At 67.8% G+C, this 15,992-nt stretch carries 7 protein-coding genes; 4 read left to right on the top strand and 3 right to left on the bottom strand.

The annotated features are described in order from the left end of the window. The first annotated feature begins 81 nt into the window (after positions 1-81). From ACFHPP_RS25445 to ACFHPP_RS25460, 4 genes are all read left to right on the top strand, one after another. A complete protein-coding gene (locus tag ACFHPP_RS25445; RefSeq protein ID WP_437166044.1) occupies positions 82-3,969 on the top strand; it encodes a glycosyltransferase in 3,888 nt (1,295 codons plus the stop codon). 554 nt (positions 3,970-4,523) lie between these two features. Further along, a complete protein-coding gene (locus tag ACFHPP_RS25450) occupies positions 4,524-5,624 on the top strand; it encodes a glycosyltransferase (RefSeq protein ID WP_437166045.1) in 1,101 nt (366 codons plus the stop codon). Between the two features lie 368 nt (positions 5,625-5,992). Next, positions 5,993-7,336: a tetratricopeptide repeat protein gene (locus ACFHPP_RS25455; RefSeq protein WP_437166046.1), complete on the top strand. Its 1,344-nt coding sequence runs from the start codon at positions 5,993-5,995 to the stop codon at positions 7,334-7,336. Then, positions 7,333-9,615 (top strand): glycosyltransferase family 9 protein, encoded by a 2,283-nt coding sequence (locus ACFHPP_RS25460; protein WP_437166047.1) that lies wholly within the window; start codon positions 7,333-7,335, stop codon positions 9,613-9,615. Before ACFHPP_RS25455 ends, ACFHPP_RS25460 begins: the two co-directional genes overlap by 4 nt. Positions 9,616-10,518: 903 nt before the next feature. Here the strand turns inward: ACFHPP_RS25460 and ACFHPP_RS25465 are convergent. From ACFHPP_RS25465 to ACFHPP_RS25475, 3 genes are all read right to left on the bottom strand, one after another. Continuing rightward, positions 10,519-10,998: a hypothetical protein gene (locus tag ACFHPP_RS25465; RefSeq protein ID WP_437166048.1), complete on the bottom strand. Its 480-nt coding sequence runs from the start codon at positions 10,996-10,998 to the stop codon at positions 10,519-10,521. A gap of 84 nt (positions 10,999-11,082) precedes the next feature. Further along, entirely contained in the window at positions 11,083-14,115 is a 3,033-nt protein-coding gene (locus ACFHPP_RS25470; protein ID WP_437166049.1) for a glycosyltransferase family 25 protein, read from the bottom strand. A 57-nt stretch (positions 14,116-14,172) separates the two neighbouring features. Beyond that, positions 14,173-15,798 (bottom strand): glycosyltransferase family 2 protein, encoded by a 1,626-nt coding sequence (locus ACFHPP_RS25475; RefSeq protein ID WP_437166050.1) that lies wholly within the window; start codon positions 15,796-15,798, stop codon positions 14,173-14,175. Positions 15,799-15,992 lie beyond the last annotated feature (194 nt).

The following is a 15,992-nucleotide window of genomic DNA, read 5'->3' on the forward strand; positions in this document are numbered from 1 at the left end:
GGCCCTCCTGAATGATCCCTTCCAGATGAAGCCAGGTGGCAGCAGGCAGGGCGTCGCCCGGCGCGCGGCCAGACCCAGCCGTTGATCCCGCTCCGCAATCCGTCCCGGCTGGCCGATGCCGCCGATGTAGAGATGGCATTCCGCCTGGCACTCGGCCGACGGCCCGGACGCGCGGCGGATGTCGATTTTCACATCGGAAAGCCGCTCTACGGGGTGCTGTTGCACATCCTGGCCTCCGGAGAGGCCCGCCAGAAGGTGCTGCCACGCCTGGCGCCGGTGGCCGGCGCGAAGCATGAGCTGCTCGCAGCGATCTCGGCAGCGGGTGACATGCTGGTGGACCCGCCGATGCGCGCCTGGCTCGGCGCGATGCTGGGGTTAGAGGTTGCACCCCGGCGGCGCTGGCCGGGCGTGCTGGTCGATTGGCTACACGCGCCCGGTGTACTGGCCGGCATCGAGGGCAAGGCACCGAGCCTCGCTGCAACCCTGCGGCGGGCCATGTCCTCCACGGAGGTCGGGCCGGAGGCCCCGCCTGTCGCACCCGCCGTGCCGGACCCGCCTGCGGACTGGCCCGCCGCGCTGGCCGTGCTGCTGTTCGGGCCCGAGGCAAGGGAGGCGCCGCCAATCAAGAATATGGAGCTGCGCGAGGCGGCCCGTGCCCTTGTCTCTTCGCCCGCTTTCGCTGAACGGATCCTGGCACCCTTGATGGAGGCCCCGGCGCAGCACGTGGCGGGTCCCGGTGTCGCAGCGCGGGCGGTCGCCATGCAGCTGATCGACGGCGGCGCTGCCCTGGCCGGGCCTGATGAGCCTTGGCCGCGGCTGCTGCTGCGCCTGCTGCTGCATCCTGCTTCTTGCATCGCGGCAGAGGGCCTCGACGGGACGGGCGCGCTGGCCGCCTGGCGCGACCGGGCGCTGGCGACGCAGGCGGCGACGGATCCACTACTGGCCTCGCCGCTTTTCTGTGCAGCGGTGACACCGGATCTCGACCGCGTCCTGCACGCACTGGTCCTGGGTCGGGCGCCACGCCCAGTGCCGGGCCCGCCGCCACTCGATGCCGCGGCGCTCCTGCTTCGGCTGCTGCTCATGCCGGAGTTCGAGGTGGAGGTGCTGGGCGCGCTGATTGCCGGTCGGCCGCTGCGCCATGCCACGCTGCCGCCGCTCCTGCCCGCTGAGCGCGCCATGCTCGCCCGGCTGTTTGGGCGTGCGCCGGAGCATGTTGCGGCATGGCGGCGCGAAATCATCGTGCTGCTCGGCACACCGGCGTTGCAAGCCATCTTGCTGGCCCTGGATACCACCGGACGCGCCCGGCTTGAGCACCTGCTTGCGGTGCTCGCTCTGCTCGATCCCGATGCGCCCCTGCCCTTCACCCTGGACTGGCGTGACGAGCTGCGGTTGGCGGTGAGCGCCGCCGGTGGCGTCGAGGTGAGGCTCGTCCTGCACGCGCCCGTCGCAACCGAGCTATGCCAGGCGATGGTGCCGGATCCCGCCATGTCGAAGGCGGTGCTCGCCCTGCCGCTGGCAGGATTCGAGCCAACGACCTTCGCCGGCAGCCTCACTGTCCTCAATCCCGCCGGCAGCCCCCTCGGTCCGGCGCTGCCGATCCGCCGCACAGTAGCCAAAGCCGATGCCGCCCGGCTGCGTGAGCGTGTGGAGCGCTATGTTGTTCGTGCGCGAGCGCATGCGCTGGCCGGCCAGCGTGCCGAGGCGATCCGTTTGACCCGTCGCGCGACGGAGGAGGCGCCGCAGTTCCTCGAAGCTTGGCTTTTCCTGGCGGAGCTGCTGGCCGCCGGCGGCGACCTGCCCGGCGCCGCCGCGGCGCTCGCCCCTGTCCAGCCTCTCGCGCTGAAGATTACCGGTCTGACCGCACGCGCTGCGCGCCTGTCGGCACGCGTAGCGGGCGAGCCGCCCGAATTCTCGCCAGACAGGCTCGCCGCGGAGCCGCGGATGGCGGTCCTTGCGCTAGCGGAAGGCTTTGCATCGCCGCCGGTGGTGGCCAGAGCACTCGCGGCCGCCGGGCGGCTGGGGCTGCTCGATCCCTTCGCGCTGCCATCCGATCCTGACCTGGCTGCCAGCGCCTGGCTGTTCCTCGATGCGTTGAGCCTGCTGCCTCCCGGGCCGTCGGCGGGCTACCCGTTGCTGTGCGCGTTGTCGCGGCTCGCCGTTGCGGATGGGCGGCCGGCGGATGGACTTGCCTTCGCAGACGCGGCGCTGGACCGCAGGCCGAACGACACGGATGCGCTGATGCTGCGCGCCCAGGCGCATCGACGCCAGAACGACTATTCCGGTGCCGTGGCAACGCTCGAGCACCTGCTGGCCATCCAGCCGGACCACGAGGCGGCAGCGGAGCGGCTGCTAACCTTTGAACTCGACCTTGCGCGTACCGACCCGCTGCGCCCGCAGGCACGGCTCGATGCACTGCTCGCGGGGCGTGCCGCGGCGCTACACCGCAAGCTCGCGACCGACCGCACCTCGGCCGCGCTGCGGCTGGATCTCGCGCGCCTTTCCATCGCCGCCGGACAAACGGAAGACGCGACCGCGCTGCTGGCACAGCTCGCGGCCGAGCAGCCCGGCTGGGCCGCGCCAGTGCAGATGCTAATCGGGCTTGCGCTCGACAGCGGCGACGGAGCGGCCGTCCTCGCCGCATACGGGAAGCTACCCCTATCGGGACGGAATGAGCGTGCCATCAATGCCGCGGCCAAGGCCCTGCGCGCCCTTGGCAAGATCGAGGCGGCACAGGCACTGCTCGCCGCGCATCTCGATTCCGGCTTTCCCGGCGTGCGGCGCGAGCATGCGCGCAACCATTTCTTTGCAGGCCGCTTTGAAGCCGCAGCCGCCGAGGCCGCCCGCTGGATCCCTCAGCAGCCGGAGGATCACGAACTCCGCATGCTCGCCGCCGCCGCCGCGCTGGAACTCGGCCAGGATGCCGCGGCAGCCGCACAAGCCAACGAACTTTGCAGGGCAGGCGCGGCGCAGCATCACCCCGTCGAGCTGCCACTCTTCCTCTGTGCCGCAACCGCGCGCGGCGGTGACTGGAACGCAGCGCTCTCGCACCTCGACCTGATGTTCGCCCGTCACGGCGCGCGGCCGGTGCGGCGCGATCCATCGCTTGGCACCATGCCATTCGACCAGCTGTATGGACATGGCGCGCCGCCCCGCGACGCAGGATCGCAACCGCCGCACTTCGACGGGCCGATGGTTTCCGTAGTGATGACGACCTGGAATGTCAAAGCCTTGGCTCCAACGGCCATCCGATCGATCCTGGACCAGAGCTATCGAAACCTGGAACTGCTGATCGTGGACGATGCCAGCACCGACGGCACACCCGCGGTGCTGGAGGCCTTCGAAAGCGCTGACCCGCGGGTGCGCGTCATCCTGAAGACCACGAATGACGGCACCTATGTCAGCAAGAACATGGGCCTGCTGCAGGCGCGCGGCACGTTCATCGCGCTGCAGGATTCGGATGACTGGTCGCACCCGGACCGGCTTGCCTGCAGCCTGGGCGTGCTGCAGCGCCGACCCGATTTGGTCGGCCTCACCACCGACTGGCTGCGTATGACGAGCGAGGGTCGTATCGTCGTGAAGGCAGGCGGCCAAATCTCGCACTCCTGCTGCATCTCGCTGGTTTTCCGTCGTGCGCCCGTGCTGGAGAGGCTGGGCTTCTTCGACAGCGTCCGCATCGCTGCCGACCTGGAGTTCATCCAGCGCATGGGCCTGGTCTTCGGCAGCCGTGCAGTGCCACGCTTGCGCTGGCCACTGCTGTTCGGCCGAGCGCGATCGGACAGCCTGACCGCGAACGAGGAATTCGGACTCTCCCGCACCGGATTCACGCCGATCCGCGCCGCCTACCATGAGGCCGCGGCGTACTTCCACGCGCGCATCCGCGCCGGCGATCTCGGCGCCCGCATGCCCTTCCCGCTGGCAGAGCGCCGATTCAGTGCACCGATCGACATTTTGCCGGAGTTCACGCCGTGAATCCTGGCCATGATGTACGAGCAGCCTCTGCTTAGCCCATCGGCACAATCGGCGAGAATTTCGGTGCGAGCTGCCGGCCGCGCCCGCACTGTCATGGGCAGAAGTCTGCGGGACCTGGCACGGCAGGGAACTGCCTGGAGCAGATTGCGGATGGGCGGCGACGTGGGCGGAATCGGTTGGCCGTCCTGCAACGCGAAGGTGCGCGTCGGTGGCGCGGAGCCATGGGCTGCGCTGGACATCGCCCTGCGTGGGCGTGAGGGGCAGGACGAGGTCACCGCGCGTGGCTTCCATTCCGAGTGCAGGATCGCCGAGGATGGAGCACGCGGTTGCAGGTTCGATGCCTGCGAGGCCGCCAGCTTCTTCCGGCCGTCAGAACCACCAGGATGCTCGGCGTCGGCGCGCGCATTTGTGGAGGCGAAGAGGCCGGCAGGCCGGGCTCCGTCTCCCGATGCGGTAGAACCCGAGGGCGCCCGCCCGCAGAGGGCGGCTCCCGTTCCTGCTGCAGCACTCCTGTTCCAGCTACCGTCACGCAGCGATCGCCAGCAGGTGTCGCAATGACCAGAGACGTCCCAGCCGCGCCGGTCGCAGTGATCAACAGCACGGTCTACCAGGACAACCCGTATCACGGGCTGATCTACGCCGCCCTCGCCGGCCGCTACGAGTGCATCCGAGGCACGCTGGACGATGCATTTCAGCTGGTCTCCGAAGAGGACTCGACGCTGCTCCATCTGCACTGGGAGGAGCACCTGTTGCGTGGCATCCCGAGCGCCGCCGAGGCACGTCTCGTGGTGCGGCACTTCACGACGCGGCTGGCGGAGTTCCGGCGCTGCGGAGGGCGCGTCGCCTGGACCGTGCATAACAGCGCCCCGCACGAGGATGCGCAGCCCGAGACCTTCCTTTCGCTGCGTCGCGCCATAGCTGTAGAGGCGGATCGGATCTTGGTGCACACAACCGAGGCGCTTGCGATGCTGGAGGCGCAGGTTGGTACGGTGGGTCACAAGACGACCCTGCTGCCGCACCCCTCCTATCTTGGTGTCTATGAGCCGGAGGCGCGCAGCCAGGCGGGGCCGGTCCGTCGACGGCAGCCGGCCCTGCTCGCGTTGGGCAAGATCAGGACCTACAAGCGGCTAGACCGGCTGGTGGAAACGCTGACCGAAACCTTCCTAACCGCGCTGGATGCCGAGCTGCACATCTCGGGAGACCCGATGCCGGGCGATCCTGCGGCCGCGACACTCGCCACAGCCTGCGCGGACCGGCACACCGTACGTCTCAACATCCGCCGCGTACCGGACGCGGAACTCGGCGACCTCGTTCGTGGCGCACGTGCCGTGGTGCTGGATTATGAGCGGCATCTCAGTTCTGGCGTCGCGCTGCTCGCCTTAACCTTTGGTGTACCAATCGTCGCGCCACGTCTGCCCGGGCTTCTGGAACTGATGCCGTCGCTGGCGCATCCGCTGCTGTTCACGCCGGGCTCGGCAGCCGATCTCCGCCGCGCGGCTGCCTTGGCGCTTACTATGCCGGCGGCCGCGCAAGCTGAGGTCGCGCAAGCCTGCAAGGCGCGGGCACGCCACCTGCATCCGTTGCGGATCAGCCGCATGCTGGGCGATGCCTATGACGACCTTCGCGGAGCAGGGCGAGCGGCTGCGCCAAGCTAGACCGTGATCCGCCCCGACAGAAGCGCTGATCATGGTCCAGCCTTGTGGTATTTCGCGTGATCTACGCCGGCGGCGGTTCCAGCCTCTGGCGATCAGGTTCTAGGCCCTGGTGTCCTGCCGTGGGCCGGCGCCCCTGGGCAGTGCCGCGTGGCCGCTGCACGTCGGGACGCGCCGTCGCGCACGCCGCTTGATGATCACGGGGTCATGCCCGTGCCGCACCGGCATCACGACGCAATCCCGTGGCGCTTGGCCCTCCCGCAACGCTTGAGCTTGCCCGCCTCTGCAACCACAGGGTATTCATCGCGTCGGTCGCGCGCGGGCGTGTATGGCCCGCGATCCAGCCAGCTCTTGCCGGAGTATCCCACATCTTGCTGACCCCGCGCGGTCCCAGTTCCTTCGCCCATCCGACGCTGCGTGGAAAGATCGAGCGCCTGGAAGGCCACATCCTGGTCGGCTGGGCCTTGAACCCACAGCAGCCCGAGCAGGCGCTAGAATTCGAGATCGAGGTCAACGGCCAGATGGCTGGGCGTCATGTGGCGGACATCCTACGTGGCGATCTGCTACGCAACGGCATCGGCACTGGCCGCCACGGCTTCCGCGTGGAACTGCCGAGGGAGCTTGTCTCGGGCGACGGGGCGGATATCGTGCTGTCGGCCCTGCCGGGACGACAGGCGGCGGATGCCACCTTCACTTTTCAGAAGCCGGCGGTGGATAGCGTCGCGGTTGAAGCCTCGCCACCGCCGGCCGCCCGGAATCCGTCCCCCGTACTGCCGCCTATGGTCCCACGCCCAGCCCGACCGCTCGCGACGGCTTTGCCAAGGCCCGGGGCACTGGCGGCTCTGCAGCCCTTGGTCGCGCCTGCCCTGGTTGCCGTGCCGTCGCCAGGGGCGCCACCGTCGATCCCGCGCGTGGAGCCTCGGCTTTCCTCCGCCGTGCAGGAGGCAGTCTCTCGCCTCACCACGCCGCCCGTCGCCCCGGTTGCCTCCCGCATTGCGGAAGCGCTGACGGCGCGCGACTGGCTGGCAGCGACCGCCGAGGCCGAGGTTGCCGCGCCGCGCGACGTGCGGATCGTATTGGCGCACGGCGTCGGCCTGCTGGAGCAGGGCCGCGCGGAGGAGGCGGAGGCGGTGCTGCGCTGGCTCGAGGACGGTGCGCAGGAAGATCATGCCGCGCTTTACCGCCTCGGCACCGCGCTTGAAGCGCAGCAGCGCCATGCCGAGGCCGCCGGCATCTACGGCCGCTGCCGCGTGCTGAAGCCAACCGAGCCGCTCTACGTGCTGCAATGTGGGCGGATGATGGCGCTGGCCGCGAATGGCGGCATGGGCGTCGCGCCTGAGTATCCAGAACTGCTGGACATCGCAATCGCGATGCTGCGCGAGGCCGCGGCGATGATGCGGCGTGATGGACGCCCGCTGCGCGACCTGGCAGGCCTGCTGATGCAGAGGGGCGAAGTTGAGGCTGCGCTGGAAGCGATGGAGGAGGCGGAGCGGCGTGAGCCGGCGCGCCCCGCCTATCCGCTCGAACGGGCGCGTATCCTCACGCGCCTCGACCGCGTGGAGGAGGCGCTGGCAGCGGCGCGGCGCGGCGTCGAGCTCGCACCCGCAAGCGATGCCGCGCTCGCCGCCTCTCGTGTGCTGGAGCGTTGGGTCGCCGCGCGCCAGACCAGCTCCTGGCGCCTTGGCGTGCTGGCCGACCCGACCCCGCGCGGATGATCACGCAGACCAGGAGCCTCTCCGCACGGCTGGCAGCCGCACCGGGCGATTGGTTGTGCCTCTCGCCCCTGTCGCTAGCCGGCCTCGCGCATGCCCGGACCTTCCTGGAACGCGAGCGCAAGACCATCCCGGACCGCGCCGCCGCGGTACAGGCGGAGCCCGGCGGCCCGCACCTGTGGCGGCGCGACTACCTGCTGGCACTGTTGCGCGCTGGCGTGGTCGCCGAGGATGCGGGCCTCGCCGCGCTGGCCGAGGCTGCGTCGCGCAACCCCTATGTCTTTGGTCCTGGCGCAGCACGCTCGGCGCGCCATGGTGTCGCGCTGCTGATCTCCGCCTTTGGCGCGCGCAGGTTCGGCGGCGCGGAGCATTTCCTCGATCAGATGGCGGAACTCTACGGTGACCTGGGATACAGGCCCCTGATTGTCGCAATGCGCGGCAGCATTTCGGGCGAGGAGGAGGAGGGGCCCGGCGCTCTTCGCATCGCAGGCCATCCCGACGCGCTGTTGCGCCTGGCGCTGGAGCGGGAGGCCGTGGTCGCCCATGTCGTCTCCGGCCTTGGCTACGAAGTCGCAGCGGCTCTGCGGTTTCTCGACATTCGGCTGATCTTCGGCGTGCATTTCTGGCGGGAGTTGTTCCACCCCCGTAGCCCGGGCGCCGGCTACTATCCGGACTTTCCCAGCGGACACACGCCGCGCTCCACCTTCCCCCTGCTGCTCGCCGACATGGACGCGGCCTATGCCAATTCCGACTTCACCCGTGACGTCGTGGAGCGGCAGTTCGGCGCGCGGTTGCCGGTCGTACCATCGCTGCCGGAGGATTTGCCGGCAGGCGCCGCCCGGCCCAGCCATGCCGAGCGGGACTGTGTGCTGCTGGCTAACGCCCGCGACGACAAGGGCTTCGGCCTGCTGCTCGAACTCGCCGGATTGCTGCCGGAGTTGCATTTCCTGGCGATCGCCAACCAGTCCTCCGCTGCCGCGGCCCGCGCCGCGGTCGCCGAGCGGGGCGTGACGAATATCGAGGTCCTGCCCCAGGCCCAGGACATGACGCCGCTCTACCGCCGCGCCCGTGCGGTGCTGGTGCCCAGCTACCGCTTCGTGGAGAGTTTCAGCCGGGTGGTGGTTGAGGCGCAGCGGCACGGCGTGCCGGTACTCGGCTCGGACCGCGGAAACGTTCCTCGACTCCTGCGAGAGAGTGGCCTGGCGCTGCCCCCGGCACCCGCAGCCTGGGCCGATGCGCTGGAACCTCTGTGGCGCGATCCCGAACATTGGCAGGCCGTGTCCGAAGCGGCGTTGCGTAACGCGGCACGGCTGCCCTTCTCGGGCCAGCGGGCGCGCCTCCGGAAGTTGCTGGCAGGGCTGGAGGCGCCGATGTTGGTCGGCGTGGGCTCCGGCATCGGCAACATGCTCAATGCGACGCCCCTGATTCGAAACTTGGCGCGCCATCATGGCGCGCCGGTGGATGTGGTGGTGGCCAGCGACTGGCCGGGCAGCCTCGGCATCATGGCTGCCCCGGAGCACGTCCGGCATGTTTTTGACATCGCGGACCTCCCGGTGCGCCGGCACTACGCCACGGTCTTCCTGACGCACAGCTTTGGTCGGCTGCTGCCATCTTTCCGGGCCGACCGCGTGGTTTCCTCTAGAAGCTGGGCGGATTTCACGGCGGAATCACCGTTGCACGAAGCGGAGTTCAACCTGGCTGCCGCGAAGCATCTGCTCGGCCTGGACTATGCGCCTGAGGATGTCCGTGCCGCCTTCTGTGGCGGGCTGCACTACACGGTGCCGAAGGGCGGGCGACTGATCGGACTGCATTCCGGTTCCAAGGCAGGCATCTGGGCGACCAAGCGCTGGCCCTTCTACGCCGAAGTCGCGGTGGCACTGCAGGAGGAGGGTTGGGAGGTCGCCTCCTTCGGCACCGCGGACGAGCACGTGCCCGGTACTTTGGATCTCACGGGCGGCAGCATCGAGGAGATGGCGGTGCGTATGCTGGGCTGCCGCGCCTTCGTGGCCAACGACAGTGGGGTGATGAATGTCGCAAACGCGCTCGGCATCCCGCTCGTCGCACTATTCGGACCGACGGCGCCCCATGTCCGCGGGCCGCTTGGCCACAGCAGTGTGACGCTGGCGGTCGATGCACCATGCGCTCCCTGTGAGACAAAACCGGACTCGCGTCGGTTCCTAGGCGGCGACTGCCGATGCATTGGCCAGATCTCCCTGCCGCATGTTCTTGAGGCACTACGAAAGCTGCTTGAAGATCCTGCAGCCAGGACGGTACGAGCATGACCAGGCGCACCCCGCCAATGGCCTTCCATGTTGGTTGGGCCCCGTTGTGCTTGGTAGTGGGTGCGCTGCGGGTCTTGGACAGGGCGTCCCTTGCGGGGCGCGCTCACCGCCACGGTCCCAGGCGTGGGCCTCACTCCGCAGGGTTGCAGATGCTCAACCAATCGCGCAGCAATGCCGTGTCAGGCTCATTTCCGGCGATCGGAGTCGGCACCCTGCCTGAAGCCTTCTTGTCCCAGGCCGCTGAACCATGCCTCATGCGACGGTAGGAAGCCGTGGCAGGGGCATCGCGTCACGCCGTGGGGATGGACACGGCCAGCGTGACATCGCTTGCGGCATGAGGTCGGACGCGCAGCGTATCGCTCTCGCCGAACAGCGCGGCCGTCCCGGCGGCCAGGTTCCCGATCCGCAGTTTTCAGTTCCGTGGTCGGGCAGCCGGTGATGGCGGCAACCGGCGCACCCTGGAGCGATGTCGCTGCCCGACCCGCCCCATCTACCGAGAGACCCACGGCGAAGGGCAGTCCAGGGGTCATCGTCCCGGCTGTCGGGGATGATGCAAGGATGCCGGCTTGCGCGACGCTCAACTGGATACTGTTCCCGCTGGCCTGGTTGCGCGGGATGATCCGATCGCTGGCCGTTCCATCATCGAGCGAGAGCACCACCTGGTCCACGCCGGCGGGCGCCGCCTGAGGAATCCGGGCGGTCAGCAAGGCAGTGCAGGTGCCACCTTCGCCGACGCCCAGGTTTGCGAGCGTCGCCGTCACCAAGTCGGCCCCACGTGTCGCGGCCAGGAAGGATCCCGCGACGGAGAAAATGGTAGTCGAGGCGAAGGAGCCGGGCTCGAGTTGCGCGCCCCGAGGCGCAGGGTGCAGTTCACGGCCTGGCCGGCGGTCAGCGTGTAGCGCATCATGGGCCAGGCATAAGCCGCGCAGCGCCCCATCGTGGCCGTGCGGGAATACCGCTGCGTTCCAAGCGGGCGGCTGTTGGACTGATCGGCGTGATCCACTGCGTCATACCACCGTCGATCTGGTCGCGGTCTTGGAAACCCCAGGAAAGGCCCAGATTGGTCAGGCTGCCGCCGCCAAGCCGGCAGAACAGGGAGGATGTCCACGTCTGCCCGGGGGAGGCGGCGATCGCCGCCACGCTCTCGGGTGACCATCCGGCAGAGGTGCTCCCGCCGGCTGGCGTGCCGGTGATCTGCAGATCCACAAAGGGAATGCCGTCCTCCACGCCGGTGCCGACGAAGGAAGCGACGACGCCCGAGGGAAAGTTGAAGACTTGCCAGTTGGTGGGCGTGGGGCTGTCGTCACCACGCGGATTGCGCACCGCGTTGGTCCGCTGCCCTTCGAGGAGCAGGCGCCGTGAAGCCCCGCTGAAACGCGGCATACCAGCTTCACCGCTAGCGCAGGCGCCTCGTCGTCCGGTCAAGCCCGGCCCTGCTCCCGGGTTGCCGGACGGAAGATTCGGAAGCTAATTTCCGTACTTCATCAGGTCCCAGCGGTACTTGTTCCCGATCTTGCCGCCCTCGCTCAATTGAACCCCTGATTCTCCGATGTCCGTGTCCGACACATCTTGGATGAAGAGGTTCGGATAGAAGACGAAGCACTTGTCCCAGAAGGTCCGCTTCACTGTGTGAAGTGCCCCGATGTCGAAGGGCAGGTCCATGCGCTGCGCGCTGGCCATCAGAGCCGGGAAGGCGCTGCGCCTGATCGCGACCGCGTGGGATGCCGCGCTCGATCCCATGCAGTTGTAGAGACTCTCATTGTGCCAGCGGATCCATTTATCCTCCCAGGCGTACTGGCAGGCACCCAGGCTGAGCAGCATCCAGTCCTCCGGCACCTGCCGCATGATCCGATCGAACTCCGTCGCCAGGTCCTTGTGGAACAGACAGTCGTCGTCAAAGACCAGCAGCGACTCCCAGTCCTCCTCGATCGCGCGGGTTAGGATGGCAATCATGGACTTCTGGTATCCCCAGCCGCCGCGGCCAATCGTCTTCTTCCCGTCGCGATGCTCCCAGTGGGCAATACGATGGTTGTCGCTGAGATAGGTATTGTAGAAGTCGTATTCCCAACGGAAGGGCTGCGTTCCGGCCGGAAACGGCATCAGGGGCGTGGCCGCATAGGCCTGCCATTCGGACAGCGTCGGCTCGGCCGAGCCGTCCACCGCACTGAAGCGCTCGAACTGCAGGCCCACCCGCTCCGCCTGCCGTGTGAACATCGCCAGGCGATCTGGTCGTCGATCCAGGTTCAACAGCATCACATGCGGGAACACGTCATTGATTGTCAGGCAACGCGCCGGTGCCACGCTTGTGGCAGGCTGCGGTCGCGCATGCGGCAGCCTCACTGCCGTCGGCACCGGCAGCCGGACCGGTGCCTCGAAGCTGGCCGGTGGCAGGTCCCGCATTGCTGCGGCGTTCCTGCCGAGGACCAAGTCCGCGATCTGCAGCAGTCCCAACTGCCGGGCCGCAGCAGTCTCAGGCAGGCTGCCAAGCGCGGCCTTGACGCCCCGCGCCCCCCAACCGAAGCCGAGCAGGCGCCCCTGACCATCCTGCAGAAGCAGGAACTCGTCTGCTGCCGCCTGGCCCTGCATGACAAGTTCGGCCCAGCCGGACCGGTTGAGCCGCACGCCCGGCATCGCCATGAAGCCCGTGCTATGCGCGATACGGTCGAGGAGTTCGAGGGCATCGACGAGGCTGCCAGGCCGCTTCAGCGCAGCGGGGCCCACGACATGCACCTCATGCGGCACCCAACGCTTCGAGATGAGTTCCGCCAGCGCCTTCTCCTGTTCCTGCGTAGCCAGGACGAAGACCAGGAACCAGTCATACCCCTGATCCCGGCTGCGGAACCACGCTTCAAATTCGGCCATCGCCGCATCCAGCGAAGCGGTTCCGTCGAATACCACCGCGACCTTGGGTATGGCGGCACCGGACAGCATACGCGGGACGACCGAAATCGGCGCATGCGTGCGCGTCACGTGGCTCTGCATCTTGGCCGAGTTGAAGGCCGAGGATGAGCTGGAGCGGGAAGCCACGTAGATCGACTCCACGGGCCTGCTCGCGCGGTTGTCGATCAGCCAGTTGTACGGTCTTGATACCGCGATGACGGGGACGCGCTGCTGCATCGCTTCCGTCATCAGCCAGATGTCGGCCATGTTGTTGAACTTGAACTGCTTGCGTGTCAACTTTAGCGTTTCGGGATCGTAGCAGATGGCCCCGGTGCCGAGCGTGTGGCAGAGGATGTCGCGCTCCGCCCCAATCACGTAGCGATGCACGTAGCGGGACGGATCGGCGTAGTAATCCTTCAGTGGCTGCCGCAGGATGATCCCGTGAACACCTACGACGGCCTGCCGACCATACGCGATGAGCCTTCGCTGCAAATGCTCTGTGAAATCCACGGGAAAGATGAAATCGTCATCCGCCACGATCCGCGGACCCGGTGCCGGATCCTCGGCCCAGAAGAACTTTCCGGTGTCGCCGAGGTCGGTGTGGTCGCGCGACCAGGCCAGTTCGACGCGCGGATGATCGAGCAGAGCTGGTGCGTCCGTATGACCGTTGAGATAGACACGTACCTTGCTCGCCTGCCGCAGCAGGCCTGATACGGCATCCAGCATCATCTCCTCACGCCCGACAACGGTCGCCATGGAGGCGGCAGGCAACGCGCTTGCGGTCTCCGCGGGCTGCCGCGCGACCAAGTCTGCCGTCGCACCGAGCCGTACGAGGTAGATGTCCTTAAGTTCAACGCTGTCCCCAGGCTTCGCGCCAGAGACCTCGATCCTCAACCGCAGCCGGCCTGAGCGGTGCAACGAACGGAACTCGATCCTGTTCTTGAGCAGGTCCCCGGACCGGCCATGGACGACGCGGCAGACCACATCGACACCGACGGCCGGATCATGAACGAAGATGCGAAGCTCGCGCGTGCCAATCGCAATTTTGCCCATGAAGGTCAACGCGTAGAAGACGTCCGCCTCGACATCGAATTCCTCGGACTGCGCGCGCAGCGTGCCGGGTGCGGCCACGGTGAGAAGGGCCGGATCCTTCTTCTCCACGCGTCCGCCCTGCACGTCCCACGCCGCGATCGAGGCCGCGGCCCAGTGGTGGAAGCCCTTCGGAGCCTCATCCGACACGACGAAGTGCGGCGCGGAGGTTACAGGGGCGGCCGCAGCCAGCAGCGTCGAGGGCTTCGCTGCCGCGGGTTCGGCGGCGATACCCGGAAAGGGAGGGGGCGGCATCGCCAGGGCCGACGCCTGGACCATGGCGGCGGCTGCCGTCGCAGGAACTCCCCCTGCCTCCGGCAGGCGGTGCCCGGAGGCCTCTATCATGCGCCGGATCTCGATGCCCCAGGCATCCAGCCGCGCCTCCACCTCGGCGAGGTGGATGCCAAGCAGCATCGCAAGCGACGCTTCCGTCAGCCCGCCCGTCGATGAAGGCGTGGCATCGGCGCTGGGTGCGGTGGCCTGATCCTCCTGTAGCCGCCGCAGGTCCGCGACATTACGAGAGTTCGTCATGGGTCTCTCTGTCCAAAGAGCGCTGCGGCGCGGCGGATCGGGAAGGGTTGTGCTGCTTCACGCAAGTGCCGCCGGCAACTCGCGCGCAGCGCGCGAGAACAGCACGACGTCCTCCATCGTGAGCTTCAACTGCGGCAGGGCGGCAGCCACGATCTGTGGTAACTCGTCGATCACGGCACCCAGCGCAGCCCGATCGGCCTCGTCGCTGATCCGCGACATGACAAGGGCGCGGGGCCCGCCCGGACCGACGCGGAACACGGGGCCCCAGCGATCCTCCTCGGTGCCCGGCCAGGCGCGCGCGAACAGCGGCCAGTCGGCTCTCCGGCGGAATTCCAGCCTGGGCGCGATGCCGCTCAGCCCCAGCTTGAAGCGGGCGGTACCCGTCCCGCCCGCGGGCAGTGGCAGGTTGTTCACTGTCATGTCGATGTGCCGGTAATTCGGCGCCACGACGCGCAGCTCATTCACCACCACGGACAGTCCCGCCGGCGCGGTCGACGCAGCGGGCGTCACCGGCGCAGGCGCAGGAACCTCAAGGACTCGAATGGCGGTCATCGGTGGCGCAGCGGGCCTGAATTCCTGGGCCGCCCATCCCGCGACGGCACTCTCCGTCGGGGGCGCGGCGGAGGCAGCAAGTCTTGCTCGGTGGTGTCGCGCCGTGGCCAGCATGCGGCCCGCGGCACCGACAGGATGCTCCCAATCCATCCTGGCGATGAGTCCATCGGATGCAAGCTTTACTGGCCCGCCATAGCGCCGGCTGGCCGCCGTGTGCGCGGCAATGTCAGGATTCCGCTGAAGGACAGCCTCGTAGCAGCGGTATTCGAGACTCTCGTCCCAGTAGGCGCGCGTTGCCACCGCTGCACGAACCTTATCGGGGAAACTTGGAAGAAACTTGAAGTGCAAGATGCCCAGATGTCGCGGGGATGCGAAGTTATCCTCGTAAGGCCACAAATGGTGCGGGCTCGCCATTATGTCTTGCTGACCTAACTTGAACAGGGGGTACTTTGTCAGCTCGGGATTGAACTTCGGATCGAGATGCCCCAGCATTCGCTTGCGGGGGCCGCCGCGCACCGACATAACGTCCTTGTGCCGGCTCTCCGCATAGCCCTCGCCATCGTAGAAGGAATAGGTGTCAACTAGGCGATCGCCGCGCGAGAAACGCGACTTCTGCAATGGCGCCTCCGCGAACATGTCGATGAGAAGGCCGCGGACACGCCGGACGTTGCGTGCCTCCATCTCCCGCGCAAGATCCTCGAAGGATCGCTCCTCGTCGCCGTCGAAAACGATGTGCTCATCTGCGTCAACGCAGAGAAACCAGCGCCCGGCTCCGTACCCCTGCATCGCGCGCATGATCCACCCCTGCTTTCGGGTGGCGTTGAAGGGTGCCGTCTCCTGCAGAAGATCGACATCGGCCTGCCGCGCAAGAAACCCGGTCGTCCCGTCGGTCGAGGCGTTGTCGATGAAGCAGAAGCGGCGCACGCCGCGCTCACGGTAGTGGCGCAGGAAATCGTCCAGGCGATCAATTTCGTTCTTCAGGACACAGACAAGGATGGGGGAAGAGTGTGGCGGAGCGGGCATGTGCGACCTGCCCAACGCCACCAGCTTCGCTTGCGCCGCCTCACGCCGCACGCGGGACACATAATCCGGCTCTGCAAGGGTGGCGACTTTGGCGTCCGGCAGGGTCATCGACGCGCCTCGGCGGCCCTGACGAGCAGGTTGCCGCGGGCGGAACCAGGTCGCGAAACATGAAGACCATACAGGCTGACTTGCGTGCGCGGATGAAGGGCGCTGACATCTCGCATCCAGCTGGATCCCATGTATTATGATCCAGCGTGATACGACATCTGCACACTAGACTGCAACGCAGCAACACCCCTCTT

Source organism: Falsiroseomonas sp. E2-1-a20 (assembly GCF_051433195.1).
Taxonomy (GTDB): Bacteria; Pseudomonadota; Alphaproteobacteria; order Acetobacterales; family Acetobacteraceae; genus Falsiroseomonas.